Genomic DNA, 25231 nt, shown 5'->3' with positions numbered 1-25231 from the left:
CGATGGGCAAGATCATCTGCACAGGTCTCGGGCCGGGCGACCCCGACCTGATGTCGGTCCGGTCCGACAGGGCCATCCGCAGCGCGGCCCATGTCGCCTATTTCCGCAAAAAGGGGCGTCAGGGTCAGGCACGGCGGATCGTGCAGGGAATGCTGGCGGCGGGCGTCACCGAATATGCGATGGAATACCCCGTCACGACCGAACTGCCCTTCGACGGGCCGGAATACCGCGACGCTTTGGCACGGTTCTACGACGATTGGGCCGACCGTCTGGCACAAGTGGCGCAAAGCGCCGATGTCGTCGTCCTGTGCGAGGGAGACCCCTTCTTCTACGGCTCCTTCATGCACCTCTACACCCGCCTGCAAGGCCGCGCCGTGGTCGAGGTCATCCCCGGCATCACGGGGATGACCGGCTGTTGGACCGCCACGGGCACGCCGATCACTTGGGGCGACGATGTGCTGACCGTGCTGATGGGCACGCTGCCCGAGGCCGATCTTGTGCATCACATGCAGGCCGCCGACGCGCTTGTGGTGATGAAGACGGGCCGCAACCTGCCCAAGGTGCGGGCGGCGCTCGATGCGGCAGGGCGGCTCGATCAGGCATGGCTCGTCGAACGCGGAACCATGCCCGACCAGCGCATCGCGCGGCTGGTCGATGTCGATGTCTCGGACGTTCCCTATTTCGCCATCGTCCTTGTCCACGGGCACGGGCGCAGGCCGGAACTGGAGGCCGTCGAATGAAGGGCTTGGGAACGAAGGGCTGGGTCGCGGTCGCCGGACTTGGTCCCGGCGACGAGGGGATGGTCACGGCCGAGGTGCGCGAGGCCTTGGCGCAGGCGACCGATGTCGTGGGCTATATTCCCTATGTCGCACGGGTCGCCCCGCGCCCGGGGCTGACGCTGCACCCTTCGGACAACCGTGTCGAGATGGACCGCGCCGCGCTGGCCCTCCGGATGGCCGCCGATGGCAAGCGTGTGGTCGTCGTCTCCTCGGGCGATCCGGGCGTGTTCGCGATGGCAAGCGCGGTGTTCGAGGCGGCAGAGGCATTCGCGGGCGACCTGCCCGAAATCCGTATCCTTCCGGGCATCACGGCGATGCTGGCGGCGGCGGCCCATGCGGGCGCGCCCTTGGGCCATGATTTCTGCGCCATCAACCTGTCGGACAACATGAAGCCGTGGGAGCTGGTCGAAAAGCGCCTGCGTCTGGCAGGTGAGGCCGATTTCGCGATGGCCTTCTACAACCCCCGCTCCGCCTCGCGCCCGCACCAGTTCGCCCGCGCGCTCGATGTGCTGCGCGAGGTGTGCGGCCCCGATCGCCTCATCACCTTTGCCCGCGCCGTGACCACGCCGGACGAGCGGATCGTGACCGTGACACTGGGCGAGGCCACGCCCGAAATGGCCGATATGCGGACCGTCGTGATCGTCGGCAATTCCGCCACGCGCCGGGTGGGCAGCTGGGTCTATACGCCAAGGCGGGCGGGATGACCGGCAATCCACGCCATCACCTCGGCCACGCTTTCCGCCCTTGCGCGGGGGGGAAGGTGCGGTCGGTCGATCAGGATCACGGGCAGGCCAAGGGCGCGGGCGGCGTGCAGCTTCGCCTCGGCTCCGCTGCCGCCGGCGTTCTTGGCGACGACATGGGTGATGGCATGGGCCCGCAGCAAGGCTTCGTCGCCTTCTGCGCTGAAGGGGCCCTTGGCAAGGATCACGCTGGCCAGCGGCAGCGGCAGCGGCGCTTCGGGCGGATCCACAAGACGCAGCAGGTAATGATGCTGCGGCTTGGCGGCAAAGGCATGCAGCGTCTGCTTCCCGATGGCAAGAAACACGCGGGCAGGGCTGTCGGGCAGGGCGGCGACAGCGGCCTCGGTGTCGGCAACATGGCTCCAGCGGTCGCCCTGACCGGCCATCCAGACCGGACGTTCGAACGCCAGAAGCGGGGTGTGTGTATCCCTGCATGCGGCTATGGCGTTCCGGCTCATTCCGGCGGCAAAGGGATGGGTGGCGTCGATCACATGGCTTATGCCTTCGGCGCCAAGATAGGCTGCAAGCCCGTCGGCCCCGCCGAACCCGCCGGTGCGCGTGGGCAGCGGCTGCGCCACGGGTGCCGCGGTGCGGCCCGCATAGGAAAAGACGGCATCCACCCCGCAACGCGCCAGTTCGGCGGCAAGGGCGGAAGCCTCGGTCGTGCCGCCGAGAAGAAGGATGCGCGTCATGGCTGAGGTCTGGCTTTCGATCATCGGTCTGGGCGAAGATGGACTGGCAGGGCTGGCCGATGCAAGCCGCGCCGCAATCGACGCGGCCGAGGTGATCTTCGGCGGGCCGCGCCATCTTGCACTGGTGAACGCCGCAGACCGTGGCCGCGCATGGCCCGTGCCCTTCGATGTGGCACCCGTGCTTGCCCTGCGGGGGCGGCGCGTGGTGGTTCTGGCCTCGGGCGACCCGTTCTGGTTCGGCGCGGGGGGCAGTCTTTCCGCGCATCTGGTGGCGGGCGAATGGGTGGCGCATCCGGCGCCATCGACCTTTGCGCTCGCCGCCGCGCGCCTTGGCTGGCGGATCGAGTCGGTGGATTGTCTGGGCCTGCACGCGGCCCCCTATGCGCGCCTGCGCGGGGTGCTGGCCGAAGGGTCGCGGGCGATCTGCCTGCTGCGCGACGGCAAGGCCCCTGCCGAACTGGCCGAATGGCTGGTCGGCGCGGGGTTCGGGGCTTCGGATCTGACCGTGTTGCAGGCTCTGGGCGGCCCGCGCGCGCGCATTGCCACGACCACCGCCGCAGGATTTGACGTGACCGGTATCACGGCCCCCGTGGCCGTCGCCATCGTGGCAAAGGGCAACGGCCTGCCGCGTTCGGGCGGCTTGCCGGACGATATGTTCCAAAGTGACGGCCAGATCACCAAGCGCCCCGTCCGTGCGCTGACGCTTTCGGCTCTGGCCCCGCGACGGGGCGAGACGCTGTGGGATCTTGGCGCGGGGTCGGGGTCGATCTCGGTCGAATGGTGCCTTGCCGGCGGGTTTGCCCATGCGGTCGAGGCGCGGCCCGAACGTGCGGCCAATATCGTGGCGAATGCCGGCTGGTTCGGCATCGACCACCGCCTGACGGTGCATCAGGCTGCATGGGGCGATGCGCTTGCCTCGCTTCCCCGGCCCGATGCCGTCTTTGTCGGGGGCGGTGCCGATGCGGACCTGATGGCTCGGCTCTGGTCGGCCTTGCCCGCCGGCGTCCGGGTGGTGATGAATGCCGTGACGCTGGAAAGCGAGTCCTTGCTTTACGGCCTGCACGCCGCGCATGGCGGCAGCCTTGCCCGCTATGATATCGCGCAGGCAGGCACCCTTGGGCGTATGCGCGACTGGCAGGCCGCGCGCCCCGTGGTGCAGTGGAGCGTCGTGCGATGAGGGTGGCAGGCTTGGGCTTTCGCGCAGCCGCCACGGTCGAGGACCTGATGGCGGCACTTGCGCTTGCGGGGAAAGCGGATGTGCTGGCGACCGATATACGCAAGGCGGACGCTGCGGTGATGGCGGCGCTGGCCGCGCGGACAGGATTGGCGGTGCGGGCCGTGGATGTGTCGGGAACGGAAACGCCGACCCGGTCGGCGCGTGTGAAGGAAGCCTTCGGCACGGGGTCGGTCGCGGAAGCGGCGGCCTTGCGGGCAGCGGGGGCGAAAGCGCGGCTTGTCGTGGCGCGGGTGGTGACACCCAACGGCATGGCAACGGCGGCGATAGCGGAAGGAGACGGGGCATGACGGTTCATTTCATCGGGGCGGGGCCGGGGGCTGCCGACCTTATCACCATTCGCGGCCGCGATCTCATCGCCGCCTCGCCCGTCTGCCTTTACGCAGGCTCTCTGGTCCCCGAGGCTTTGTTGCAGCATTGCCCCGCAGGCGCGCGGATCGTGAACACGGCCTCGCTGTCGCTTGACGAGATCATGGCCGAAATCGCGGCGGCCGACAAAGCGGGGCAGGATGTGGCGCGGCTGCATTCGGGCGACCTTTCGGTCTGGTCCGCGATGGGCGAACAGTTGCGCCGCCTGCGTGACATGGGCATTGCCTATGACGTGACGCCGGGGGTTCCGTCCTTTGCAGCCGCCGCAGCGGCCCTGGGCGCGGAACTGACCCTGCCCGGAGTGGCGCAATCCGTCGTCCTGACCCGCACCTCGGGCCGGGCAACCGCCATGGCGGAAAGCGAGAACCTCGGGGCCTTTGCCGCCACGGGTGCGACGCTCTGCATCCACCTGTCGATCCACATCCTCGACAAGGTGATCGCCGAACTGACCCCGCATTACGGCGCCGATTGCCCTGTCGCGGTGGTCTGGCGGGCGACATGGCCCGACCAAAGGATCGTGCGCGCCACCCTCGAAACGCTGGAAACCGCGATTGCGGGGGAAATGGAGCGCACGGCCCTCATCATGGTCGGCCGCGCCATCGGGGCCGAGGATTTTGCCGAAAGCCGCCTCTATGCGGGCGATTACGACCGCCGCTACCGTCCCGTCGGCACGCACCCGCGCTTTCCGGACAGTGTCTGATGCTGCCTCGCGGCCTGCTCATCTCGGCCCCCGCCTCGGGAACCGGCAAGACCACGCTGACGCTGGGCCTGCTTGCCGCCTTCCGCGCGCGCGGGGTCGTGGTGCAACCGTTCAAAAGCGGGCCTGACTACATCGACCCCGCTTTCCATACGGCGGCGGCGGGGCGGGTTTCGGTGAACCTCGACGCATGGGCGATGGGGGCCGACCGTCTGGCAGGGCTGGCGCAGGTGGCCAAAGGGGCCGATCTGGTGATCGCCGAGGGCTCGATGGGCCTTTTCGACGGTGTCGCCAAGCCGGGCGAGGCGGGAACGGGCGCTTCGGCCGACATCGCGGCGCTGATGGGCTGGCCCGTGGTTCTGGTGCTCGATGTGGGCGGGCAGGCGCAATCGGCCGCCGCCGTGGCGCTGGGCTTTGCCGCGATGCGGGCCGATGTGCGGATCGCGGGCGTGGTGCTGAACAAGGTCGCCTCGCCCCGCCACGAGGCGCTGGTGCGCGACGGGATGGACCGCGCGGGCATCCGCGTCTTCGGGGCCTTGCCGCGCAAATCCTCGATCACCCTGCCCGAACGCCACCTCGGTCTGGTCCAGGCCGAGGAATTGCCAAGACTGGCCGCCATCATGGCCGAGGCCGGCGAATTCGTCGCCACACACATCGACCTTGACGCGTTGCAATCGGCATCTGCCCCGACGCGGGCCGCAGGTGCCGCCCTTTCCGTGCCGCCGCCCGCCGAACGCATCGCCTTGGCACGCGACGCGGCCTTCTCCTTCGTCTATCCGCATCTGCTCGAAGGCTGGCGCAGGGCGGGGACAACCATCCTGCCCTTCTCGCCGCTGGCCGACGAGGCGCCGGACGACAGCGCAGGCGCGTGCTGGCTGCCGGGGGGCTACCCCGAACTCCACGCCGGACGGCTTGCAGCCGCAGGCCGGTTCCGCAAGGGCCTGACCGGTTTTGCCGAAACCCGCCCCGTGCATGGCGAATGCGGGGGCTACATGGCGATGGGGCAGGGGATCGTTGCCGCAGATGGCACGCGCCACGAAATGGCGGGGCTTCTGGGGCTTGAAACCAGCTTCGAGAAGCGGCGGATGCATCTGGGCTATCGCCTTGCCGAAACGCTTGTTCCCATGCCCGCCCATGCGGCGGGCGCACGTCTGCGCGGGCATGAATTCCACTACGCCACGATCCTGTCGCAACCCAATGCGCCGCTTGCCCGCGTGGTCGATGCCACGGGGGCAGATGTCGCGGAAACCGGGTCGTGGCGCGGTTTTCCGGGCGGCGGCCGGGCCACCGGCACCTTTTTCCATCTGATTGCGGAGGCCACATGACGGGCTTCGTTTCCTTTGTCTCCTCGGGTCCGGGCGACCCCGAATTGCTTACGCTGAAAGCCGTGGCGCGGTTGCAGGCCGCCGATGCGGTGCTGTTCGACGACCTGTCGTCGGGTCCGGTCCTGTCGCATGCGCGGGCGGGTGCCGATCTGGTCGGCGTGGGCAAGCGGGCGGGCCGTGCCTCGCCCAAGCAAGACCATGTCAGCCGCCTTCTGGTCGACTATGCGGCGACGGGCGCGCGCGTCGTGCGGCTGAAATCGGGCGATTGCGGGCTGTTCGGGCGGCTGGAAGAGGAAACCACCGCGCTCGACGCGGCGGGCATCCCCTACGAGATCATCCCCGGCGTGACCTCGGCCAGTGCCGCCGCTGCCGCTGCGGGCATTCCGCTGACGCGGCGTCTGACGGCGCGGCGGGTGCAGTTCCTGACAGGGGCCGATGTGACGGGCGGTTTGCCCGCCGACCTCAACTGGGCGGCCTTGGCCGACCCGATGGCAACGACCGTGGTCTTCATGGGCAAACGCACCTTCGGGGCCATGTGCGCGCAACTGATGGCGCATGGCTTGCCCGCCGATACGCCCGCCCTGCTGGCCGAAGCCGTGGGTCACCCCGACCAGAAACTGACCCGCACGACGATCGAGGGGCTGGCATCGCATCTGGCACAGGGGCCGGGGCTTCTTCCGGGCCTGATCCTCTACGGTCCCTTGGCCGGAGAGGACGCATGAAGGTCACGCTCTGCTCGACCTGCGCCTTGGGCCGGTCCGGCTTTGCCGAAACGCTTCAGGCCGCACTCGGCAGCGCAGCCACGGTCGGCCTGGTCGAATGCATGTCGGGCTGCACGCGCCCGTCCACGGTGTCTTTCCGCGACACTGGCAAGACCGCTTACCTGTTCGGAGACGTGGCCGAATCCGACCTGCCGGATCTGGTCACCTTTGCCCGGCTCTATGCCGCCTCGCCCGACGGGAACTTTGCCGACGCCCGCCCCTTGGGTGCGCTGCGCACAAAGGCTGTGGCGCGGATCCCCGCCTAGGTCGCGGACGCGCCCTGATGTGGCGCAAAGCATCTTGACCGTTCCGCCCATTGCTGTGACAGATGTAACGACAAGGTGTCCCGCATGGTGCAAAGCACCGGGACTGAAACGGGAATGGGGAAGGGCGGACCAACCGAGGCGCCCCCAGCCCCAGCCGCCCCCGCGACTGTAAGCGGCGAGCGGCCTTCGGATGCCACTGTCTGGAACCGGCATAGCCGGCAACGGATGGGAAGGCGAAGGCTGCCGCGACCCGCGAGCCAGGAGACCGACCTTGTGCGAGTGAAACATACGCCGTCGGGTGTGACGGTCGGGAGATGATGAGATGAAGACGATGACCTCGGTAAAGACGCTTTCGGGTTCGCTGGCACAGGCTGCCGGTTCGATCATGGCCGTGATGGCGATCGGCGTGACCCTGATGTTCGTGGCAGGCCATGCCCAGTCGGCCACGCTGCACGACGCCGCGCATGACATGCGTCATGCGACCGGCTTCCCCTGCCACTGAGCTTCTGACCAGATAGAACCATGTTTCAACGCATGGTCTCCGGCGCGGTGTTCGCCGGATGTGCAGCAGGGCTGATTGCCGCCCTGTTGCACTTTTGGTTTGTGCAACCCCTGATTCTCGCGGGCGAACAGTTCGAGTCGGGCGAAAGGGTCCATTTCGCCGCCCCCGCAGGACATGCCCACGACCACGGCACGGCAGCAGACGCGGCCGCAGAAGGGGCAGCAGACGGGGCCGCTGTGGCACAGGCTGCGCCGGACGCAGAGGCAGAAGCGGGGCACGACCATTCCGCCCATGAACATGGCACAGCCGGTCATGGCACGGGGCCGGATATAAAGCGTGACCTGCTGACCGTCGCCTTCACCGTTCTGATCTACGTGGCCTACGCCTTCATCCTTGTTGCAGGCTTCGGAGCGGCGACGGCGATGGGGCAGCGCGTCGGTCCGTTGCAGGGCCTGCTTTGGGGGCTTGGCGGATACGCCGCCTTCCAGCTTGCCCCCGCTCTGGGCCTGCCGCCGGAACTTCCGGGCAGCGTCGCGGCCGATCTTGGCGCGCGACAGGTCTGGTGGTGGGCCACGGCAGGGCTGACGGCGGCGGGCTTCCTGCTGCTCGGCTATGGCCGCAAGCCCTGGGCTTTCGTCCTTGCCGGGGCGGCGCTTGCCCTGCCGCATGTGATCGGCGCGCCCACGCTCGGGGATTACTTCGGCGTGGCCCCGCCCGAACTCGCCGCGGCCTTCGCGGCGCGGGTGCTGGGCGTCGGTCTGCTCGCATGGGCGGCGCTTGGCTGGATCGCGGGTCATTTCTGGTCGCGCGGCGACGGCGTATAAGACGGCATGTCGCAAAAGGGGCGGGGGCCGGTCTGGCCCCCGTTCCGCAAAGGAGAGACGGATGGAAGAGCTGTTCCTGATCGGCATCGGCACGGGAAACCCCGACCATCTGACGCTGCAGGCGATCAAGGCGATGCGGCAGGCCGACCTGATCCTGATCCCGAAAAAGGGGCCGGACAAATCCGACCTTGCCGGTTTGCGCCACGCCATGCTGGCCGAACATGCGCCCCGCGTGGCCGTGGCGGAATTCGACATGCCCAAGCGCGATGTCTCCACAGGCTACCTTGCGGGGGTCGAGGCGTGGCACGATGCCATCGCCACCGAATGGGTGGCGGCCATCGCACGGGCGGGCGCGGGGCGGGAATTTTCGCAGAAAATCCGTCGTGTCGCCCTGCTCGTCTGGGGGGATCCCTCGCTTTACGACAGCACGCTGCGCATCGCGGCGCGGCTTGCCCCGCAGCCAAAGGTCACGGTCATTCCCGCCGTGACCTCGGTTCAGGTTCTCACCGCAGGCCACGCCATCCCCGTCAACGAGGTGGGCGCCCCCTTCACCGTCACCACGGGCCGCCAGCTGCGCGACCACGGCTGGCCCGAGGGCATCGGGACGCTGGTCGTCATGCTCGACGGCGAATGCTCTTTCCTGACCCTTCCGCCTGCGGGTGTGCATATCTGGTGGGGTGCCTATGTCGGCATGGCCGAAGAGGTTCTTGCCCAAGGCCCGCTTGCCGAAATGGCCGCCACCATCCCGCCCTTGCGCGAGCGGCTGCGGGCAGAGCATGGTTGGATCATGGATATCTATGTGCTGCGCCGGAAAGGATAGGCGATGTTCGACCGGGAACTTGAAGACCGTCTGGTGCGCTACGCCGCCATCGACACGCAAAGCGACGAACGCTCGACCGCAGCACCCAGCACGGCGATCCAGCTGAACCTGTCGCGCCTTCTGGCGGCGGAACTGGAAGGCATCGGCGCATCCGATGTGCGCGTGACCGACTACGGCGCGGTGCTTGCGACCGTTCCGGCCACCGCCGCCGGGCCGACCATCGGCCTGCTCGCCCATGTCGACACCGCCCCGCAATTCAACGCGACGGGCGTCAAACCCGTCGTCCATCGCGGCTACAACGGCGGCGACATCACCTTTGCCGATGCGCCGGGCCTGCTGCTTTCGCCCGCCAATTCCCGGCATCTGGCCGACAAGCTGGGCCATGACATCATCACCGCCAGCGGAACCACGCTGCTCGGGGCCGATGACAAGGCAGGCGTCGCGATCATCATGACGCTGGCCCGCCACCTGCTGGCCAACCCCGACATCCCCCACCCCACCCTCCGCCTTGCCTTTACCCCTGACGAAGAGATCGGGCGCGGCGTCGACAAACGCCTGCCCGCCGATCTGGCCGCCGACTTCGCCTATACGCTCGACGGCGGCATGGTGGGCGAGATCGAATACGAAAGCTTCTCGGCCGATGGCGCGGTGGTCAGGATCACCGGCGTCTCGGCCCATCCGGGCTATGCCAAGGGCAAGCTCGTCAACGCCCTGCATCTGGCGGCGAGGATCGTGACCACCCTGCCGCAGGGCACGCTGGTTCCGGAAGTGACCGAAGGCCGCGAGGGCTTTATCCACCTTTACGAAATGACCGGAACGGCAGCCGGGGCCGAGCTGCGCTTCATCCTGCGCGATTTCGAACTCGACGGGCTGGAAGCCAAAGGTGCGCTCTTGCGTCAGGTCTGCGCCGCCGTGCAGGCGGGCGAACCGCGCGCCGAGGTGACGGTCGAGATCAAGAAGCAATACCGCAACATGCGCTATTGGCTGGAAAAGGACATGACCCCCGTCGAACGCGCCCGCGCCGCCTGCCTTGCCGAGGGGATCGAGCCGGTTTCCGTCCCGATCCGTGGCGGCACCGACGGCTCGCGGCTGACCGAGATGGGCGTTCCCACGCCGAACATCTTCACCGGAATGCAGGAAATCCACGGCCCGCTCGAATGGGTCTCGGTGCAGGACATGGCGGCGGCCGTGCGGGTTCTGCTGCGGCTGGTGCGGGGCTAGAGGGTCCGGCACCCGCCCGATTGCCCAAAATTTACGCCATCGCCATCTGGCACGGCGCCGGAACGCGCGCAGCCCCTTGACCCGCGACGACTTGCGCCTAGTGTCTGTCCGACATTGGCGAGACGCCGAGCGGCACACGGGCCCCATGATGCAGGAAGTTTTGCGCTTCCCGCATCGGGGCCCGTTGCTTTTCGGGGGTGGCAAACGGGGGCGGAATGAAACGGCGGATCGAACTGGGCCTGCTCTATTCGCGGTCGGGCAGCTATACGCTGATCGCCGAGGCCTGCCGTTCGGGTGCCCTTTCCGCCATCGCGCAGGTCAACGCCGACCCCGCGCTCGACATCTCCTTCGTCCCGGTCGAACGTGATCCCGGCGGGAACGTCGATCTTTACGGCCCCCTGTGCGAAGAAATCCTGCGCGACACCTCTGCCCGCCATGTCATCGGCTGCGTGACAAGCTGGAGCCGCAAAGAGGTGATCCCCGTTCTGGAAAAGCTGGGCGGGACGCTGTGGTATACGGTCCCCTACGAAGGGTTCGAGGCCTCGGATCACGTCGTCTATACCCACGCCTGCCCGAACCAGCATCTTCTACCGCTGCTTGACTGGGTGATGCCTGCCCACGGGCGCCGCACCTATCTGACCGGCTCGAACTATATCTGGGGCTGGGAGATGAACCGCCTTGCCCGCGAGGTGGTGACGCAAGCGGGTGGCGAGGTTCTTGGCGAACGCTACCTTCCCATCGGCTCGCGCGAAGTGGGCCGCATGATTGACGAAATCCGCTTCGCCCGCCCCGATTTCATCGTGAATTCGCTGATCGGCCCCTCGTCCTACGAATTTCTTGCCGCCTATCGCGCGCTTGGCCGCGAAGATGCGCATTTCACCGCGCAGAACTGTCCGGTCCTGTCCTGCAACCTGACCGAATGCGAATTTCCCGCCCTTGGGCAGGCCGCCGAAGGGCTGGTTGCCGCAGGCCCCTACTTTCGCGGGGCGCAGGATTGGCCGGGCGGCAATTTCGGCTCGTCGCACGAAGCGGCGGCCTTTGCGGCGGTGCGCGAACTCGCGCGGCTGTTGCACGGCCGCGAAGGGATCGAGAACGCGGGCCTTCCCTCGCTTTTGTCCGGTGCGGCCTCGGTGGTCGATGAAAAGACGCATCATACCCGCCTGCCGGTGCTGATCGCGCAGGTGCGCGGCGGCGCGTTTCAGGTGGTCCGCGCGCAATCCGCGGTGGCGGGCGACCCCTACCTGACCCGCGGGCGCGTCGCCCCCGCCCCCTCGTTGCGGGTGGTGTCATGAGACGGCCGATCCGCATCCAGAACCTTGGTGGCGCGCAGGCGGTGATCCTGCATCGCCCGCACCCCACTGTGCAGGCGTTGACACGCCAGCTTGCCGCCATCGGCCTGCGCGTGGCGCAGGTCTGGCCCGAACTGGGGGCCGAGGCGCTGGGCGCGGATTTCGTCTTTTTCGACGCCGACATGGGCCATGACGAACAATTCCCGTGGTCGCCCGGCGAATCCCCCATGCCGATGATCGCGCTGATCGGGTCCGAGGCTCCGGGGCGCATCGAATGGGCCTTGCGTGCGGGCGCACATGCGCAGCTTTTGAAGCCCGTCGGTGACAACGGGGGATATTCCGCGCTGCTCATCGCCCGCGATGCCTTTGACGCGCAGCGCGCGCTTTCGGTCGAGATTGCAGGCCTGCGCCGGCGGCTGGACGAGCGGCAAACCGTGGTGCGGGCGGTCGCAGCCCTTGCCGCCAAGGGCAAGACCGAAGCCGAGGCCTATGCCCAGTTGCGCCAGATGGCGATGGCTTGGCGCGTGACTTTCGAGGATGCCGCCGCCCGCGTCGTGGCCGGTTTGGACGGAGGGCCGGATGAGCGACAGAACCGTGGCTGACCTGCGCCCGGCGGGGCCGATGGCACGGCTGATGCAGCGCAAGATGGCGCTGCTTGGCCTTGCGCTGATCGTGCTGGTCGTGGCGGGGGCCATTCTCGCGCCGTGGATCGCGCCGTTCCAGCCCGACGAACAGCTTTTCGACGGTCTGACCATCGAGGGCGCTCCCCTGCCACCGAATGCCACCTTCATCTTCGGCACCGATCTGCTGGGCCGCGATCTTTTCACCCGCATCCTTTACGGCGCGCAGACCTCGCTTGTCATCGGCGTGGTGGCGAACGGGATGGCGCTGCTGATCGGCACGGCGGTCGGTATCGTCGCGGGCTATTTCCGCGGCTGGGTCGGATCGGCCCTGATGCGGTTCACCGACCTGATGATGGCCTTTCCCGCGCTTTTGCTGGCGATATGCCTTGCCGCGATCTTCCAGCCCTCGCTCTGGATCGTGGCCCTTGTGATCGCGCTGGTGAACTGGGTGCAGACGGCGCGGGTGATCTATACCGAAACGACCTCGCTTGCGACACGCGACTTCATCGCAGCCGAGCGGACGCTGGGCGCGGGCACGGGGCGCATCCTCTTCCGCCACATCCTGCCGCATCTGGTGCCCACGATCATCGTCTGGGGCACGCTCGGCATCTCGACGACGGTTCTTCTTGAAGCGACCCTGTCCTTTCTGGGCGTTGGCGTGCAGCCCCCGACACCAAGCTGGGGCAACATCATCTTCGAGAACCAGACCTATTTTCAGGCCGCCCCTTGGCTTGTGTTCATTCCCGGGGCCGCGATCATCCTGCTCGCGCTTGCCTTCAACCTTGTGGGCGATGCGCTGCGCGATGTGCTCGACCCGACGCAACGGGGGCGCGACTGATGGCAGCCTATCTTGTCCGGCGCATCGTGCAGGCGGTCCTGATCCTGCTGGGTGTCAGCTTCATCACCTTTTTCCTGCTCTACGTCCTGCCCGCCGATCCGGTGCGCCAGATCGCGGGCCGTTCGGCCACTGCGGAAACGGTTGAAAACATCCGCCGGCAACTGGGCCTCGACCAGCCCTTCGTCGTGCAATACGGGCGCTATCTCGCCGGTCTGGCGCAGGGTGATCTGGGACGCAGCTACCTGCAAAAGACCGAAGTCGCCGAACTCATCGCCTCGCGCCTTCCGGCCACGCTGCAACTGATGCTGGCGGGCATCGCCTGCGAGCTGGCGCTTGGCCTCGGCATGGGCATCGCCGCCGCCCTGTTGCGCGGCCGGCTTGCCGATCAGGCGCTGATGATGGCCTCGTTCGTGACCGTCTCGGCCCCGCAATTCGTGGTCAGCCTGCTGCTTCTTTACGTCTTTGCCGTCAAACTCGGCTGGTTCCCCATCGGCGGCTACGGCACATGGCGGCATCTGGTGCTGCCTGCGGTGACCTTGGGCATCCTCGGCTCCGGCTGGTACAGCCGCATGATGCGGTCAAGCATGATCGACGTCCTGCGCGCCGACTTCATCCGCACCGCCCGCGCCAAGGGGCTGACCCGCAGCCGCGTCATCTTCCGCCACGCCCTGCCCAATGCCGTTCTGCCCATCATCGCCATGATCGGCATCGATATCGGCATCTTCATGGGCGGCATCGTCGTCGTGGAATCCGTCTTCGGCTGGCCCGGCATCGGCCAGCTTGCGTGGCAGGCGATCCAGCGCGTCGACATCCCGATCATCATGGGTGTCACGCTGGTTTCGGCCTGCGCCATCGTTCTGGGTAACCTTTTGGCCGATGTTCTGGCCCCCTTCGTCGATCCGCGCATCCGGCTCCGGTAGCGCATCCCCGTTTCTGGCCCACCAACAGGAGAGAGAAAAACATGAAGAAATGGCTCACCTCGACCGCCCTGGCCCTGACCTTGGCCTTGCCCGTCGCCGCACAGGACTACACCCCCGATCCGGCAGCCAAGGCCGGCGGCTCGATCACCGTGACCTACAAGGACGACGTGGCAACCCTCGACCCTGCCATCGGCTATGACTGGCAGAACTGGTCGATGATCAAATCGCTCTTCGACGGGCTGATGGACTATGTCCCCGGCACCACCCAGCTGCGCCCCGGTCTGGCCGAAAGCTACGAAATCTCGGAAGACGGCCTGACCTACACCTTCAAACTCCGCGCTGGCGTCAAATTCCACAACGGCCGCGAGATGACGGCGGAAGACGTGAAATACTCGCTCGGCCGCGTGACCGACCCCGCCACCCAATCGCCGGGTGCGGGCTTCTTCGGCTCGATCGCAGGCTTCGACAAGGCCGGACCCGACGGGCTGTCGGGCGTGGAAGTGGTCGATCCGCTGACCGTCAAGATCACCCTGTCGCGCCCCGACGCCACCTTCCTGCATGTCATGGCGCTGAACTTCGCCTCGGTCGTGCCGAAAGAGGCCGTCGATGCCGCAGGGGCCGATTTCGGCAAGCAGCCGGTCGGCACGGGCGCTTACAAACTGGCAGAATGGACGCTTGGCCAACGGCTGGTCTTCGAGAAGAACGCCGACTACTGGCGTCCGGGCGTGCCCTTCCTCGACTCGGTCGTGTTCGAGGTCGGTCAGGAACCCGTCGTCGCCCTGCTGCGCCTGCAGAACGGCGAAGTCGACGTCCCCGGCGACGGCATCCCCCCCGCGAAATTCCAAGAGGTGATGGGCGACCCCGCCCAGGCCGCGCATGTCGTCATCGGCGGCCAGTTGCAGACGGGCTACATCACGCTGAACGTCAAGACCCCGCCCTTCGACAAGGTCGAGGTGCGCAAGGCCGTGAACATGGCGATCAACAAGGACCGCATCGTCCAGATCATCAACGGCCGCGCCGTGCCTGCCACGCAGCCCTTGCCGCCCTCGATGCCGGGCTACACCAAGGATTACGCAGGCTACGCCTATGACGTGGAAGCGGCCAAGAAACTGCTGGCCGATGCCGGTCTGGCGGACGGGTTCGAAACCGAGCTTTACGTCATGAACACCGACCCGAACCCCCGTATCGCCCAGGCCATCCAGCAGGATCTTGCGGCCATCGGGATCAAGGCCAACATCCAGTCGCTGGCACAGGCCAACGTGATCGAGGCCGGCGGCGCAGGCACCGCGCCGATGGTCTGGTCGGGCGGCATGGCGTGGATCGCGGACTTCCCCGATCCGTCGAACTTCTACGGCCCGATCCTTGGTTGCGCCGGTGCCGGTGACGGTGGCTGGAACTGGTCCAAATTCTGCGACGAGGCGCTTGACGCCAAAGCGACCGAAGCCGACAGCATGGCCGACCCCGCCAAGGCCGAAGACCGCCTGAAACTCTGGTCCGATGTCTACATGGGCGTGATGGAACAGGCGCCTTGGGTGCCGGTGTTCAACGAAGAACGCTACACCATGAAATCCGACCGCATGGGCGGCGAGGACGCGCTTTACGTCGACCCGGTCTCGATTCCGGTCAACTACGACTACGTCTGGGTGAAGCAGTAAATGTGCAAGGACTGCAACTACACGATCCACGGCGCGCAGCACCATTTCGGCTGGGACAATTCCTTTGCCCCCGTCGTGCGCGCCGAACCCGGATCGACGATCCTGTTTCACTGCAACGATTCTTCGGCGGGCCAGCTTGGCCCGTCGTCGACCGTGGCCGATGTGGTCAGCCTCGACTTCGGCAAGATCAACCCCGTCTCGGGTCCGATCTACATCGAGGGTGCGCAACCCGGTGATGCGGTCAAGGTGACGATCGAAAGCTTCGCCCCCCGTGCATTCGACGGCGCGGGTTTCGGCTGGACGGCCAATATCCCCGGCTTCGGCCTGCTTGCCGACCAGTTCACCGAACCCGCGCTGAAAGTGTGGAAATACGACCCCGCCAGCATGGCCCCGGCTCTGTGGTCCGATGTGGCCCGCGTGCCGCTGAAACCCTTTGCCGGAACCATCGGCAACGCGCTGGCGGAAAAGGGGCTGCATTCGGTCGTCCCGCCGCGCCGCGTGGGCGGCAACCTCGACATCCGCGATCTGAATGCGGGCACGGTGCTTTACCTGCCCGTCGAAGTCGCGGGCGCCCTGTTCAGCGTGGGCGACACCCATGCCGCCCAAGGCGATGGCGAGGTGTGCGGCACCGCCATCGAATCCCCGATGGATGTGGTCCTGACACTCGACCTCGTGAAAGGCGCGAACCTCAAGACACCGCGCTTTACCACCTCTGGCCCCGTCACCCGCCATCTGGATGCCAAGGGCTACGAGGTGACGACGGGCATCGGCCCCGATCTTATGGCGGCAAGCCGAGATGCGGTGGCCAATATGGTCGACTTCCTTTGCGCCACGCGCGGCATGGCGGCGGTCGATGCCTATATGCTGGTGTCGACCTGCGGCGACCTGCGGATTTCGGAAATCGTCGATATGCCGAACTGGGTGGTCAGCTTCTACTTCCCGCGCTGCGTGTTCGAATGACCGCGATGCAAGACATATCCGGGGCTGTCGCGGCCCCGGATGCCCCCGTGCTGGCGGTCGATGGCCTCTGTGTCTCGGTTCGCACCGAAAACGGGCTGAAGCCGCTTGTGCGGGATCTTTCCTTTACCCTGCGGCGCGGCGAGATGCTGGCGATTGCGGGCGAAAGCGGGTCCGGCAAGTCGATCACCTCGCTTGCGATCATGGGCCTTTTGCCGCCCCCTGCGGTGCGGGTGACGGGCGGTAGCGTTCGCTTGGGCGCGACCGAACTGACCAGCCTGCCCGAAAGCAGGATGCGCGCCCTGCGTGGCGACCGGATCGCGATGATCTTTCAGGAACCGATGACCAGCCTTAACCCCGTGCTTACGGTCGGGGCGCAACTGGTCGAAGCCATCCGCGCCCATGAACCCGTGGGGCGCTCCGAGGCGCGCGCCCGTGCCGTGCAGGCGCTGCAAGCCGTGCGCCTGTCGCAGCCCGAACGGCGCATGACCCAGTATCCGCACGAACTTTCCGGCGGGATGCGCCAGCGCGTGATGATCGCGATGGCCCTTGCCCTGCGCCCCGAGGTGCTGATCGCGGACGAACCCACGACCGCGCTCGACGTCACCGTGCAGCGCGAGGTTCTGGACCTGTTGCGCGACCTTCAGCGCGACATGGGCACGGCCATCATCCTTATCACCCATGACATGGGCGTGGTCGCCGAAATGGCCGACCGCGTGATCGTCATGAAAGACGGCGCGATGGTCGAAGAGGCGACAACCGCCGACCTTTTCGCCCGCCCCGCCGCGCAATACACGCGCGACCTTCTCGCTGCCGTGCCGCGCATGGGCGCAGGCGCCGCGCGCGCCGAAGTGACGGGCGACACCATCGCCAGCCTGCGCGATGTGGTCGTGCGTTTCCCGCTGCGCGGTGGATTGCTGGGGCGGGTCACCCAGAACGTCCACGCCGTGGAACATGTCAGCTTCGACATCCGGCGGGGCGAGACCTTCGCCCTTGTCGGAGAATCCGGATGTGGCAAATCGACCATCGCCAAGGCCATCGTCGGCCTCGTGCCCCATGCGGGCCGGATCGAGGTGGGCGGACAGGCGTTGGAGGGGCTGGATGCCGCGGGCCAAAAGGCGCTGCGCCGCCGCGTGCAGATGGTGTTTCAGGACCCGATGGCCGCTCTCGACCCGCGCATGACCGTGGGCGCGCTGATCGCGGAACCGCTGGTGATCCACGGCGTCGGCACGGCGGCGGAACAGCGGGCGCGGGCGGCGGACCTGATGGCGCGGGTCGGTCTGTCGGCGGACGGGCTTGACCGTTACCCGCACGAGTTTTCGGGCGGACAGCGCCAACGCGTCTGCATCGCCCGTGCATTGGCGCTGAACCCCGCACTGATCATCGCCGATGAAAGCGTCTCGGCGCTCGACGTCTCGGTGCAGGCGCGGGTGCTTGATCTCTTGCGCGCCCTGCAACAGGAATTCGGTATCGCCTTCCTGTTCATCAGTCACGATATGGCGGTTGTCGAAAACATCTCGGACCGCGTGGCGGTGATGTATCTGGGCCAGATCGTCGAACTGGGAACGCGGGCGCAAGTTTTTGGAAATCCACAACATTCCTACACCCGCCGCCTGATCGACGCGGTGCCCGTGCCCGACCCCACCCACCAGCGGGCCGCAAGCCTGCGTCTGGCGGGCGAGGTGCCAAGCCCTGTCCACGCCATCGGTCACGGGCCGGAACGCGTGGAACTGGTCGATATCGGCGGCGGCCATCTGGTGCAGAAGCAGGTCTAGGGCTTGCCCTCGCCCGCGCCGCCCGCCAAGTTGCGCCACAGGGATTTTCGGGGGGGCGGATATGGTAGGATTGCCGGAAAAAGGGCTGTTTCTCGGGCGCGTCTGGCGCGCTGGCATCGGCCCTTCGGTCGTGACGCTGCGGGCCGGGCGGGTGGTCGACATCACCACCAAGGCGGCCCCCACGATGCGCGACCTGCTGGAACAGCCTGATATCGCAGGATTTGTTGCCGCAATCGCGGGCGAGGATATCGGCGCGCTCGACGACATCGCCGCCGCTTCCGTCGAACCCGTGGCCGAGGTGACGCACCTTCTGTCGCCCAACGACCTGCAAGCGGTCAAAGCCTGCGGCGTCACCTTTGCCCGCTCGATGATCGAACGCGTGATCGAGGAACGCGCCGCAGGCGACGCAAGCCGCGCCGATGCCATTCGGGCAAAGGTGGCCGGAGCGATCGGCGACTCGTTGCGCAATCTTGTTCCGGGGTCGGAACAGGCAGCCGAGGTAAAGCGCCTGTTGCAGGCCGAGGGGCTCTGGTCGCAATACCTCGAGGTGGGGATCGGTCCGGATGCCGAAGTTTTCACCAAGGCCCAGCCGATGGCGGCAGTCGGCTATGGCGCCAGCGTGGGGCTGCATCCGATCAGCAAATGGAACAACCCCGAACCCGAAGTGGTCATGGTGGTCGACAGCACGGGGCGCATCGTCGGGGTGACGCTGGGCAATGACGTGAACCTGCGCGATGTCGAAGGCCGCTCGGCGCTGCTCCTTGGCAAGGCCAAGGACAACAACGCGGCAGCCAGCGTCGGCCCGTTCATCCGCATTTTCGACGGTGACTTCACGCTGGACACGGCGCGTAAACTGGAACTCACGCTCACGGTTGCCGGCGAAGACGGGTTCACGCTGTCGGGGCGGTCGTCGATGGCCGAAATCAGCCGCGATCCTGCGGACCTTGTGGCGCAGGCGCGGGGGCGGCACCATCAATATCCCGATGGTTTCGTGCTGTATTGCGGCACGATGTTCGCCCCTGTGCAGGACCGTGACGGGCCGGGGCAGGGCTTCACCCACCACCTTGGCGACGTGGTGACCATCGCCGCCCCTGAACTGGGACGGCTGGTCAACACCGTGCGGCTTTCAACCGAGGCGCCGGAATGGCGTTTCGGTGCAGGCGCCCTGATGAAAAACCTTTCGGCGCGCGGGCTTCTCTAGCCCTGTCCCTTGACCCTTGCGATGCGCAATGCCACATGCGGATTGCCGCTGCGGCGACCCTTTGACCGGAGGAAACCCCGATGCCCGTCTATCGTTCCAGAACCACCACCCACGGCCGCAACATGGCGGGGGCACGCGGCCTCTGGCGGGCCACGGGGATGAAAGACGGCGATTTCGGCAAACCGATCATCGCCATCGTCAACAGCTTCACCCAATTCGTTCCGGGCCATGTTCACCTCAAGGACCTCGGCCAGATGGTCGCGCGCGAGGTCGAGGCCGCGGGGGGCGTTGCGAAAGAGTTCAACACCATCGCGGTCGACGACGGTATCGCCATGGGCCATGACGGCATGCTCTATTCGCTGCCCTCGCGCGAGATCATCGCCGACAGCGTGGAATACATGGTCAACGCCCATTGCGCCGATGCGATGGTCTGCATTTCCAACTGCGACAAGATCACCCCCGGCATGCTGATGGCCGCCATGCGGCTGAACATTCCGGTCGTCTTCGTCTCGGGCGGGCCGATGGAAGCGGGAAAGGCCGTGATCAAGGGCAAGGAAATCGCGCTCGACCTCGTCGATGCGATGGTCGTTGCCGCCGACGAAAGCTATTCCGACGCCGAAGTGGAAGAGATCGAAAAGGCGGCCTGCCCGACCTGCGGATCTTGCTCGGGCATGTTCACCGCCAATTCGATGAACTGCCTGACCGAGGCCTTGGGCCTGTCTTTGCCGGGCAACGGCTCGACCCTTGCCACCCACGCGGACCGCAAGCGCCTGTTCGTCGAAGCGGGTCACCTGATCGTCGATCTTGCCAAGCGCTATTACGAGCAGAATGACGACAGCATCCTGCCGCGCAACGTGGCGAACAAGAAGGCGTTCGAGAACGCGATGGCGCTGGATATCGCGATGGGCGGGTCGACCAACACCATCCTGCACATTCTGGCCGCAGCCCATGAGGGCGGGATAGACTTTGACCAGGACGACATCGACGCGCTGTCGCGCAAGGTGCCCTGCCTGTGCAAGGTCGCGCCCGCAAAGCAGGACGTGCATATGGAAGATGTCCACCGCGCAGGCGGGATCATGTCGATCCTTGGCCAGCTGGATGCAGGGGGCCTTTTGAACCGCGATTGCGTCACGGTGCATTCGCCCACGATGGGTGCGGCGCTTGACCATTGGGACATCAGCCGCACCAACCATGAAAACGTGCGCCATTTCTTCAAGGCGGCTCCGGGCAATGTGCGCTCGGCCACGGCCTTCAGCCAGGACAAGCGTTACAAGGAACTCGACCTCGACCGCGAGCATGGCGTGATCCGTTCGGTCGAACACGCCTTTACCAAAGAGGGCGGTCTGGCGGTGCTGAAGGGCAATATCGCGCTGGACGGCTGCATCGTGAAAACGGCGGGCGTGGACGAGTCGATCTTTGTCTTTTCGGGTCCGGCCAAGGTTTATGAATCCCAGAACGCCGCCGTTGCAGGGATTTTGAACAACGAGGTCAAGGCGGGCGATGTCGTGGTGATCCGCTACGAAGGGCCCAAGGGCGGACCGGGGATGCAGGAGATGCTCTATCCGACCAGCTACCTGAAATCGAAAGGTCTTGGAAAGGTCTGCGCCCTGCTGACCGATGGCCGCTTCTCGGGCGGAACATCGGGCCTGTCGATCGGCCATGCCTCGCCGGAAGCGGCATCGGGCGGGGCGATCGGCCTTGTGCGCGAGGGGGACGTGATCGACATCGACATCCCGAACCGCACGATCAACCTGCGGATTTCCGAAGCCGAGATGACCGCGCGCCGGGCCGAGCAGGACCGCTTGGGATGGAAGCCCGCCAAGCCGCGGTCGCGCAAGGTGTCGCAGGCGTTGAAAGCCTATGCGCTGTTCGCTTCAAGCGCCGACAAGGGCGCGGTGCGGGTCTTGCCTGACGAGGCGTGAGGCGTTTTGAATTCGGGGAAAGGGCGTCCTGCGGGGCGCCCTTTTTCATTTGCGGCGCAGCGTCGGGCAAAGAAAAAGGCGCGCCGGAGCGCGCCTTTTGGTCGATGGGCCGGTGTCTTCACGCCAGCGAGGGGTCGATGCCCTTGCAGGCGGCCACAAGGCCTTTCACGGCGTCGACGGACTTGTCCATCATCGCCTGTTCCGCAGGGTCGAGGTTGATCGCAACGACCCGCTCGATCCCGCCCGCGCCGATCACGGTGGGAACGCCGACGTAAAGACCGTCGAGGCCGTAAGCGCCCTTCACATAGGCTGCGCAGGGCAGGACGCGTTTCTGGTCCTTGAGGAAGGCTTCGGCCATTTCGATGGCGCTGGTGGCGGGCGCGTAGAAGGCCGAGCCGGTCTTGAGCAGGCCGACGATCTCGGCCCCGCCGTCACGGGTGCGCTGGATGATGGCGTCTAGCTTTTCCTGCGTGGTCCAGCCCATCTTGACCAGGTCGGGAAGCGGGATGCCGGCGACGGTGGAATAACGGGCCAGCGGAACCATCGTGTCGCCGTGGCCGCCAAGGACGAAGGCGGTGACGTCACGCATCGACACACCGAATTCGACCGAGAGGAAGTGGCGGAAGCGGGCCGAGTCGAGGACGCCCGCCATGCCGACGACCATGTGGTGCGGCAGGCCCGAGAATTCGCGCAAGGCCCAGACCATCGCGTCGAGCGGGTTGGTGATGCAGATGACGAAGGCGTTGGGGGCGTGGGCCTTGATGCCTTCGCCGACCGACTTCATGACCTTGAGGTTGATGCCCAGAAGGTCGTCGCGCGACATGCCCGGCTTGCGCGGCACGCCAGCGGTGACGATGCAGACATCGGCGCCTGCGATGTCGGCATAGCTGTTGGTGCCCTTCATCACGGCGTCGAACCCTTCGGACGGACCGGATTGGGCGATGTCGAGCGACTTGCCCTGGGGCGTGCCTTCGGCGATGTCGAAAAGGATGACGTCGCCGAGTTCCTTGATGGCGGCCAGATGGGCAAGCGTGCCGCCGATCTGACCGGCGCCGATGAGGGCGATCTTGGGTCGTGCCATGGGTTCATCTCCCGTGTGGATTGGTTCGCAGTGTGCCTACGCTTGCAAAAGCCGTCTGGCAAGCGTCTCGGTATGCCATTGCATGCGGCAAAAGGTGGTATGCCGCACTTGTTTGCGCTAAAGGCCGCGGGGCAGGGTTTCGGAGGCGTCGATGGAAGGGCTGGTGTTCTGGGCGGTGGCGGGACTGGCCGCGATTCTTGTCGGCCTGTCCAAGGGTGGATTGCCCATCGTCAGCATGCTTGGCGTGCCGGTTCTGGCGCTGGTGATTTCGCCGGTGACGGCGGCGGGACTGCTTTTGCCGGTCTATGTCGTCTCGGACATGGTCGGACTTTGGGCCTATCGGCGCGAGTTTGACAAGCGGGTGCTGGCGATCCTGGTGCCGGCTACGACGATCGGGGTGGTCGCGGGGTATCTGACGGCGCGGATCGTGTCGGAGGAATGGGTGACGATGCTGGTCGGCCTGATCGGTTTCGTCTTTGCGCTGAACATGATCCTGCGGCCGAAGCTCGACTCGGAGCCGCGACCCGCGCAGGTCGGGCCGGGGATGTTCTGGGGAATCATCACCGGCTTCGTCAGCTTCGTCAGCCATTCGGGGGGGCCGCCCTATCAGGTCTATACGCTTCCTTTGGGGCTGCGGAAAATGGTCTTCGCGGGCACGTCGACCATCCTGTTCGCCTATGTGAATGCAATAAAGCTGATCCCCTACTATATGTTGGGGCAATTCTCCGCCGAGAACCTGCATGTAGCGGTCTTGCTGATGCCGGTCGCGGGTTTGGCGGTTCTTGCCGGGGTGCGGCTGGTCAAGGTCTTGCCCGAGGTGTTCTTTTTCCGGCTGGTGACATGGGCGCTGCTGGCGATCTCTCTCAAGCTGATCTGGGATGCGAGCCGGGGAATTGGCTTGATCGGCTAGGTTTTGCTGCGCTGCGGCAAAATTGGGCTTGCCGAAAGTGACGAAATGGTGTCTTCAGGCGAAAGAATATTGCTTGGAGGAGTCCGACATGTCACGCCCGTTCCGGTCTGTTCTGTATATTCCGGCCTCGAAAGAGCGTGCCTTGGAAAAGGCGCGGGAGTTGGCGGCGGATGCGATCATCTTCGATCTCGAGGATGCGGTGGCGCCGGACGAGAAGGTTGCCGCACGGGCCACGCTGTCGCGGTTTCTGGCCGAGGTCGATTACGGGCCGCGCCTGCGGATCGTGCGGATCAACGGATTCGACACCGAGTGGGGGCGCGGGGATGCCCTGCATTTCGGCGCGCTTGCCGGGGTGGACGCGATTCTCGTGCCGAAGGTTGACGGACCCGCCGATCTGGATGCCGTGGCCGCGCTGACCGGCAAACCGCTTTGGGCGATGCTCGAGACGGCGAAGGGGATGCTGAACGCGGGTGCGATTGCAGGGCATGGGCGGCTTGAGGGGATGGTCATGGGGACCAATGATCTTGCAAAAGAGTTGGGAAGCCGTTTCCGCGCCGACCGGATGCCGTTGCAGCCGGCCTTGGGCCTATGCCTGTTGGCGGCAAAAGCCGAGGGGCGGGTGATCGTGGACGGGGTCTACAATGCCTTCAAGGACGAGGCGGGGCTGCGGGCGGAATGCGAGCAGGGGCGGGATATGGGGTTTGACGGCAAGACGCTGGTCCATCCGTTGCAACTGCCTGTCGCCAATGAGATTTTCGCCCCTTCGCCGGATGAGGTAACCTTGGCGCGGCGCCAGATCGCAGCCTATGCCGAAGCGCGGGCCGCAGGGCAGGGCGTGGCGGTTCTTGACGGCAAGATCGTTGAAAATCTGCACGTTGCCGGGGCCGAAGCGGTGCTGGCAAAGGCCGAGGCGATTGCGGCCTTGGCCGAATAGGGGCAGGGTGCGCGGCAACTGACGGGTTCAAGGGAGTATTGCCGTGCTGTTGATCATACTGGGTTTGGTGCTGTGGACGGGCGCCCATTTTCTGAAACGTCTGGCGCCCGAGGCGCGGGCGCGGATGGGGAACGGCGGCAAGGCGGTTCTGGGGGCGGTAACGATTGTCGGGGTCGTTTGCATGATTCTCGGCTATCGCGGGGTCGATCAGGTGGACCTGTGGTATCCGCCGGCCTTTATGATCCACATCAACAACACGCTGATGTTGCTGGCGTTTTATCTTTACGCCGCGTCTGGACTGAAAACCGCGATCACGCGGAAGATCCGGCATCCGCAACTGACAGCCGTTAAGACCTGGGCGGTCGCGCATTTGCTGGTTAACGGCGACCTTGCCTCGGTCCTGCTGTTCGGCGGATTGCTGGCCTGGGCGGTGGGATCGGTGATCCTGATCAACCGCGCGGAACCGCAATGGACGAAGAACCCGCCGGTGCCTGCATCGAAAGAGGTGATGGCGGTGGTCGGCGCATTGGTCGTGGTGGGGATCGTGATGATGATCCACAACTGGCTTGGCGTGCAGCCTTGGGGGTAACCTTATGAAACTGTATCGTTTTCTGTCAGAGGACGACACGTCTGCCTTTTGCCACAAGGTCTCGTTGGCGCTGAGCAAGGGGTGGGAGCTGCATGGCGGCCCCACCTATGCCTATGACGCCGCCAAGGGCGTGATGCGCTGCGGACAGGCCGTGGTGAAAGAGGTTCCGGGGGACTATTCGCCCGACCTGAAACTGGGCGAGCAGTAAGTGCGCTGCCTTTACCGTTCCGCCCCGAAGGGGGTGGAACGGGGGGGCCGGGCGGAATGCACAGGTGATGCAGACGCATGCACGGGCGCGTTAGAAAAG

Annotated in this window: 27 protein-coding genes and 1 riboswitch; of the genes, 25 read left to right on the top strand and 2 right to left on the bottom strand. The window is 66.2% G+C overall.

All coding sequences use genetic code 11. The annotated features are described in order from the left end of the window. The first annotated feature begins 2 nt into the window (after nucleotides 1-2). Together H7F16_RS02260 and cobJ are read left to right on the top strand one after the other, a co-directional pair. A complete protein-coding gene (locus tag H7F16_RS02260; RefSeq protein ID WP_185795925.1) occupies nucleotides 3-740 on the top strand; it encodes a precorrin-2 C(20)-methyltransferase in 738 nt (245 codons plus the stop codon). Then, nucleotides 737-1483 carry a precorrin-3B C(17)-methyltransferase gene (cobJ, locus tag H7F16_RS02255; protein WP_185795924.1) on the top strand — a complete coding sequence of 249 codons (747 nt, stop codon included), beginning with the start codon at nucleotides 737-739 and terminating at the stop codon, nucleotides 1481-1483. The genes H7F16_RS02260 and cobJ overlap by 4 nt, the downstream gene beginning before the upstream one ends. Here the strand turns inward: cobJ and H7F16_RS02250 are convergent. Then, complete coding sequence (locus H7F16_RS02250; RefSeq protein ID WP_185795923.1) at nucleotides 1459-2211, bottom strand: cobalt-precorrin-6A reductase; 753 nt, start codon at nucleotides 2209-2211, stop codon at nucleotides 1459-1461. The two genes, cobJ and H7F16_RS02250, sit on opposite strands and share 25 nt — an antisense overlap. On the opposite strand from H7F16_RS02250, the gene cbiE reads away from it, so the two are divergent. From cbiE to ilvD, 19 genes are all read left to right on the top strand, one after another. Continuing rightward, nucleotides 2210-3388 carry a precorrin-6y C5,15-methyltransferase (decarboxylating) subunit CbiE gene (cbiE, locus tag H7F16_RS02245; RefSeq protein ID WP_185795922.1) on the top strand — a complete coding sequence of 393 codons (1179 nt, stop codon included), beginning with the start codon at nucleotides 2210-2212 and terminating at the stop codon, nucleotides 3386-3388. The two genes, H7F16_RS02250 and cbiE, sit on opposite strands and share 2 nt — an antisense overlap. Continuing rightward, entirely contained in the window at nucleotides 3385-3735 is a 351-nt protein-coding gene (locus H7F16_RS02240; protein ID WP_185795921.1) for a cobalamin biosynthesis protein, read from the top strand. Before cbiE ends, H7F16_RS02240 begins: the two co-directional genes overlap by 4 nt. Next, nucleotides 3732-4514 carry a precorrin-4 C(11)-methyltransferase gene (cobM, locus tag H7F16_RS02235; RefSeq protein WP_185795920.1) on the top strand — a complete coding sequence of 261 codons (783 nt, stop codon included), beginning with the start codon at nucleotides 3732-3734 and terminating at the stop codon, nucleotides 4512-4514. Before H7F16_RS02240 ends, cobM begins: the two co-directional genes overlap by 4 nt. Next, nucleotides 4514-5836 carry a cobyrinic acid a,c-diamide synthase CobB gene (locus tag H7F16_RS02230; protein ID WP_185795919.1) on the top strand — a complete coding sequence of 441 codons (1323 nt, stop codon included), beginning with the start codon at nucleotides 4514-4516 and terminating at the stop codon, nucleotides 5834-5836. The genes cobM and H7F16_RS02230 overlap by 1 nt, the downstream gene beginning before the upstream one ends. Continuing rightward, nucleotides 5833-6558 (top strand): uroporphyrinogen-III C-methyltransferase, encoded by a 726-nt coding sequence (cobA, locus tag H7F16_RS02225; RefSeq protein WP_185795918.1) that lies wholly within the window; start codon nucleotides 5833-5835, stop codon nucleotides 6556-6558. The genes H7F16_RS02230 and cobA overlap by 4 nt, the downstream gene beginning before the upstream one ends. Beyond that, nucleotides 6555-6863, top strand: a complete 309-nt coding sequence (locus H7F16_RS02220; protein WP_185795917.1) for a DUF1636 domain-containing protein — start codon at nucleotides 6555-6557, stop codon at nucleotides 6861-6863. Before cobA ends, H7F16_RS02220 begins: the two co-directional genes overlap by 4 nt. 56 nt (nucleotides 6864-6919) lie before the next feature. Beyond that, nucleotides 6920-7151: riboswitch (cobalamin riboswitch) on the top strand. 34 nt (nucleotides 7152-7185) lie between these two features. Next, complete coding sequence (locus tag H7F16_RS02215; RefSeq protein WP_422121095.1) at nucleotides 7186-7365, top strand: CbtB domain-containing protein; 180 nt, start codon at nucleotides 7186-7188, stop codon at nucleotides 7363-7365. Between the two features lie 20 nt (nucleotides 7366-7385). Next, nucleotides 7386-8189, top strand: coding sequence for a CbtA family protein (locus tag H7F16_RS02210; protein ID WP_185795916.1), 804 nt, complete (start codon nucleotides 7386-7388; stop codon nucleotides 8187-8189). A 61-nt stretch (nucleotides 8190-8250) separates the two neighbouring features. Continuing rightward, nucleotides 8251-9009: a precorrin-6A synthase (deacetylating) gene (gene cobF, locus H7F16_RS02205; protein ID WP_185795915.1), complete on the top strand. Its 759-nt coding sequence runs from the start codon at nucleotides 8251-8253 to the stop codon at nucleotides 9007-9009. A gap of 3 nt (nucleotides 9010-9012) precedes the next feature. Then, nucleotides 9013-10230 (top strand): peptidase T, encoded by a 1218-nt coding sequence (gene pepT, locus H7F16_RS02200; protein WP_185795914.1) that lies wholly within the window; start codon nucleotides 9013-9015, stop codon nucleotides 10228-10230. 215 nt (nucleotides 10231-10445) lie between these two features. Further along, a complete protein-coding gene (locus tag H7F16_RS02195) occupies nucleotides 10446-11522 on the top strand; it encodes a transporter substrate-binding protein (RefSeq protein WP_185795913.1) in 1077 nt (358 codons plus the stop codon). Beyond that, nucleotides 11519-12121 (top strand): ANTAR domain-containing response regulator, encoded by a 603-nt coding sequence (locus H7F16_RS02190; RefSeq protein WP_185795912.1) that lies wholly within the window; start codon nucleotides 11519-11521, stop codon nucleotides 12119-12121. The genes H7F16_RS02195 and H7F16_RS02190 overlap by 4 nt, the downstream gene beginning before the upstream one ends. Continuing rightward, a complete protein-coding gene (locus H7F16_RS02185; protein WP_185795911.1) occupies nucleotides 12099-12980 on the top strand; it encodes an ABC transporter permease in 882 nt (293 codons plus the stop codon). Before H7F16_RS02190 ends, H7F16_RS02185 begins: the two co-directional genes overlap by 23 nt. Further along, nucleotides 12980-13900, top strand: coding sequence for an ABC transporter permease (locus H7F16_RS02180; RefSeq protein ID WP_185795910.1), 921 nt, complete (start codon nucleotides 12980-12982; stop codon nucleotides 13898-13900). The genes H7F16_RS02185 and H7F16_RS02180 overlap by 1 nt, the downstream gene beginning before the upstream one ends. Nucleotides 13901-13941: 41 nt before the next feature. Further along, nucleotides 13942-15555, top strand: a complete 1614-nt coding sequence (locus H7F16_RS02175) for an ABC transporter substrate-binding protein (protein ID WP_185795909.1) — start codon at nucleotides 13942-13944, stop codon at nucleotides 15553-15555. Further along, nucleotides 15556-16515 (top strand): acetamidase/formamidase family protein, encoded by a 960-nt coding sequence (locus tag H7F16_RS02170; protein WP_185795908.1) that lies wholly within the window; start codon nucleotides 15556-15558, stop codon nucleotides 16513-16515. Beyond that, entirely contained in the window at nucleotides 16512-18287 is a 1776-nt protein-coding gene (locus tag H7F16_RS02165) for an ABC transporter ATP-binding protein (protein ID WP_185795907.1), read from the top strand. The genes H7F16_RS02170 and H7F16_RS02165 overlap by 4 nt, the downstream gene beginning before the upstream one ends. Nucleotides 18288-18348: 61 nt before the next feature. Continuing rightward, nucleotides 18349-19488 (top strand): fumarylacetoacetate hydrolase family protein, encoded by a 1140-nt coding sequence (locus H7F16_RS02160; protein ID WP_185795906.1) that lies wholly within the window; start codon nucleotides 18349-18351, stop codon nucleotides 19486-19488. An 80-nt stretch (nucleotides 19489-19568) separates the two neighbouring features. Beyond that, nucleotides 19569-21410: a dihydroxy-acid dehydratase gene (gene ilvD, locus H7F16_RS02155; RefSeq protein ID WP_185795905.1), complete on the top strand. Its 1842-nt coding sequence runs from the start codon at nucleotides 19569-19571 to the stop codon at nucleotides 21408-21410. A 118-nt stretch (nucleotides 21411-21528) separates the two neighbouring features. Here ilvD and mdh read toward each other — a convergent pair whose 3' ends face one another. Continuing rightward, nucleotides 21529-22491, bottom strand: coding sequence for a malate dehydrogenase (mdh, locus tag H7F16_RS02150; RefSeq protein ID WP_185795904.1), 963 nt, complete (start codon nucleotides 22489-22491; stop codon nucleotides 21529-21531). 151 nt (nucleotides 22492-22642) lie between these two features. Here mdh and H7F16_RS02145 point away from each other — a divergent pair, with 151 nt between their 5' ends. The 4 genes from H7F16_RS02145 to H7F16_RS02130 all read left to right on the top strand — a co-directional run bounded on the left by H7F16_RS02145 (nucleotide 22643) and on the right by H7F16_RS02130 (nucleotide 25132). After that, entirely contained in the window at nucleotides 22643-23401 is a 759-nt protein-coding gene (locus tag H7F16_RS02145; RefSeq protein ID WP_185795903.1) for a sulfite exporter TauE/SafE family protein, read from the top strand. Nucleotides 23402-23489: 88 nt separating this feature from the next. After that, nucleotides 23490-24335: an HpcH/HpaI aldolase/citrate lyase family protein gene (locus H7F16_RS02140; RefSeq protein ID WP_185795902.1), complete on the top strand. Its 846-nt coding sequence runs from the start codon at nucleotides 23490-23492 to the stop codon at nucleotides 24333-24335. Nucleotides 24336-24378: 43 nt separating this feature from the next. Continuing rightward, nucleotides 24379-24924, top strand: a complete 546-nt coding sequence (locus H7F16_RS02135; protein WP_185795901.1) for an NnrU family protein — start codon at nucleotides 24379-24381, stop codon at nucleotides 24922-24924. A gap of 4 nt (nucleotides 24925-24928) precedes the next feature. Further along, entirely contained in the window at nucleotides 24929-25132 is a 204-nt protein-coding gene (locus tag H7F16_RS02130) for a DUF1737 domain-containing protein (protein WP_185795900.1), read from the top strand. The last annotated feature ends 99 nt before the right edge of the window (nucleotides 25133-25231 follow it).

The sequence above is a fragment of the Paragemmobacter straminiformis genome (assembly GCF_014243445.1).
Lineage (GTDB): Bacteria > Pseudomonadota > Alphaproteobacteria > Rhodobacterales > Rhodobacteraceae > Paragemmobacter > Paragemmobacter straminiformis.
Note: the sequence above shows the minus strand (reverse complement) of the source record. Positions and strands in the feature narration are given on the sequence as shown.

Coding starts and splice junctions, on each gene's coding strand:
- H7F16_RS02165 (WP_185795907.1), top strand. CDS start 16,512: ATGACCGCGATGCAAGACATATCCGGGGCTGTCGCGGCCCCGGATGCC.
- cobJ (WP_185795924.1), top strand. CDS start 737: ATGAAGGGCTTGGGAACGAAGGGCTGGGTCGCGGTCGCCGGACTTGGT.
- H7F16_RS02220 (WP_185795917.1), top strand. CDS start 6,555: ATGAAGGTCACGCTCTGCTCGACCTGCGCCTTGGGCCGGTCCGGCTTT.
- H7F16_RS02175 (WP_185795909.1), top strand. CDS start 13,942: ATGAAGAAATGGCTCACCTCGACCGCCCTGGCCCTGACCTTGGCCTTG.
- pepT (WP_185795914.1), top strand. CDS start 9,013: ATGTTCGACCGGGAACTTGAAGACCGTCTGGTGCGCTACGCCGCCATC.
- H7F16_RS02170 (WP_185795908.1), top strand. CDS start 15,556: ATGTGCAAGGACTGCAACTACACGATCCACGGCGCGCAGCACCATTTC.
- H7F16_RS02260 (WP_185795925.1), top strand. CDS start 3: ATGGGCAAGATCATCTGCACAGGTCTCGGGCCGGGCGACCCCGACCTG.
- H7F16_RS02195 (WP_185795913.1), top strand. CDS start 10,446: ATGAAACGGCGGATCGAACTGGGCCTGCTCTATTCGCGGTCGGGCAGC.
- H7F16_RS02230 (WP_185795919.1), top strand. CDS start 4,514: ATGCTGCCTCGCGGCCTGCTCATCTCGGCCCCCGCCTCGGGAACCGGC.
- mdh (WP_185795904.1), bottom strand. CDS start 22,491: ATGGCACGACCCAAGATCGCCCTCATCGGCGCCGGTCAGATCGGCGGC.
- H7F16_RS02145 (WP_185795903.1), top strand. CDS start 22,643: ATGGAAGGGCTGGTGTTCTGGGCGGTGGCGGGACTGGCCGCGATTCTT.
- H7F16_RS02185 (WP_185795911.1), top strand. CDS start 12,099: ATGAGCGACAGAACCGTGGCTGACCTGCGCCCGGCGGGGCCGATGGCA.
- H7F16_RS02190 (WP_185795912.1), top strand. CDS start 11,519: ATGAGACGGCCGATCCGCATCCAGAACCTTGGTGGCGCGCAGGCGGTG.
- cobM (WP_185795920.1), top strand. CDS start 3,732: ATGACGGTTCATTTCATCGGGGCGGGGCCGGGGGCTGCCGACCTTATC.
- H7F16_RS02140 (WP_185795902.1), top strand. CDS start 23,490: ATGTCACGCCCGTTCCGGTCTGTTCTGTATATTCCGGCCTCGAAAGAG.
- H7F16_RS02210 (WP_185795916.1), top strand. CDS start 7,386: ATGTTTCAACGCATGGTCTCCGGCGCGGTGTTCGCCGGATGTGCAGCA.
- H7F16_RS02215 (WP_422121095.1), top strand. CDS start 7,186: ATGAAGACGATGACCTCGGTAAAGACGCTTTCGGGTTCGCTGGCACAG.
- cobA (WP_185795918.1), top strand. CDS start 5,833: ATGACGGGCTTCGTTTCCTTTGTCTCCTCGGGTCCGGGCGACCCCGAA.
- ilvD (WP_185795905.1), top strand. CDS start 19,569: ATGCCCGTCTATCGTTCCAGAACCACCACCCACGGCCGCAACATGGCG.
- H7F16_RS02180 (WP_185795910.1), top strand. CDS start 12,980: ATGGCAGCCTATCTTGTCCGGCGCATCGTGCAGGCGGTCCTGATCCTG.
- cbiE (WP_185795922.1), top strand. CDS start 2,210: ATGGCTGAGGTCTGGCTTTCGATCATCGGTCTGGGCGAAGATGGACTG.
- H7F16_RS02250 (WP_185795923.1), bottom strand. CDS start 2,211: ATGACGCGCATCCTTCTTCTCGGCGGCACGACCGAGGCTTCCGCCCTT.
- cobF (WP_185795915.1), top strand. CDS start 8,251: ATGGAAGAGCTGTTCCTGATCGGCATCGGCACGGGAAACCCCGACCAT.
- H7F16_RS02130 (WP_185795900.1), top strand. CDS start 24,929: ATGAAACTGTATCGTTTTCTGTCAGAGGACGACACGTCTGCCTTTTGC.
- H7F16_RS02240 (WP_185795921.1), top strand. CDS start 3,385: ATGAGGGTGGCAGGCTTGGGCTTTCGCGCAGCCGCCACGGTCGAGGAC.
- H7F16_RS02160 (WP_185795906.1), top strand. CDS start 18,349: ATGGTAGGATTGCCGGAAAAAGGGCTGTTTCTCGGGCGCGTCTGGCGC.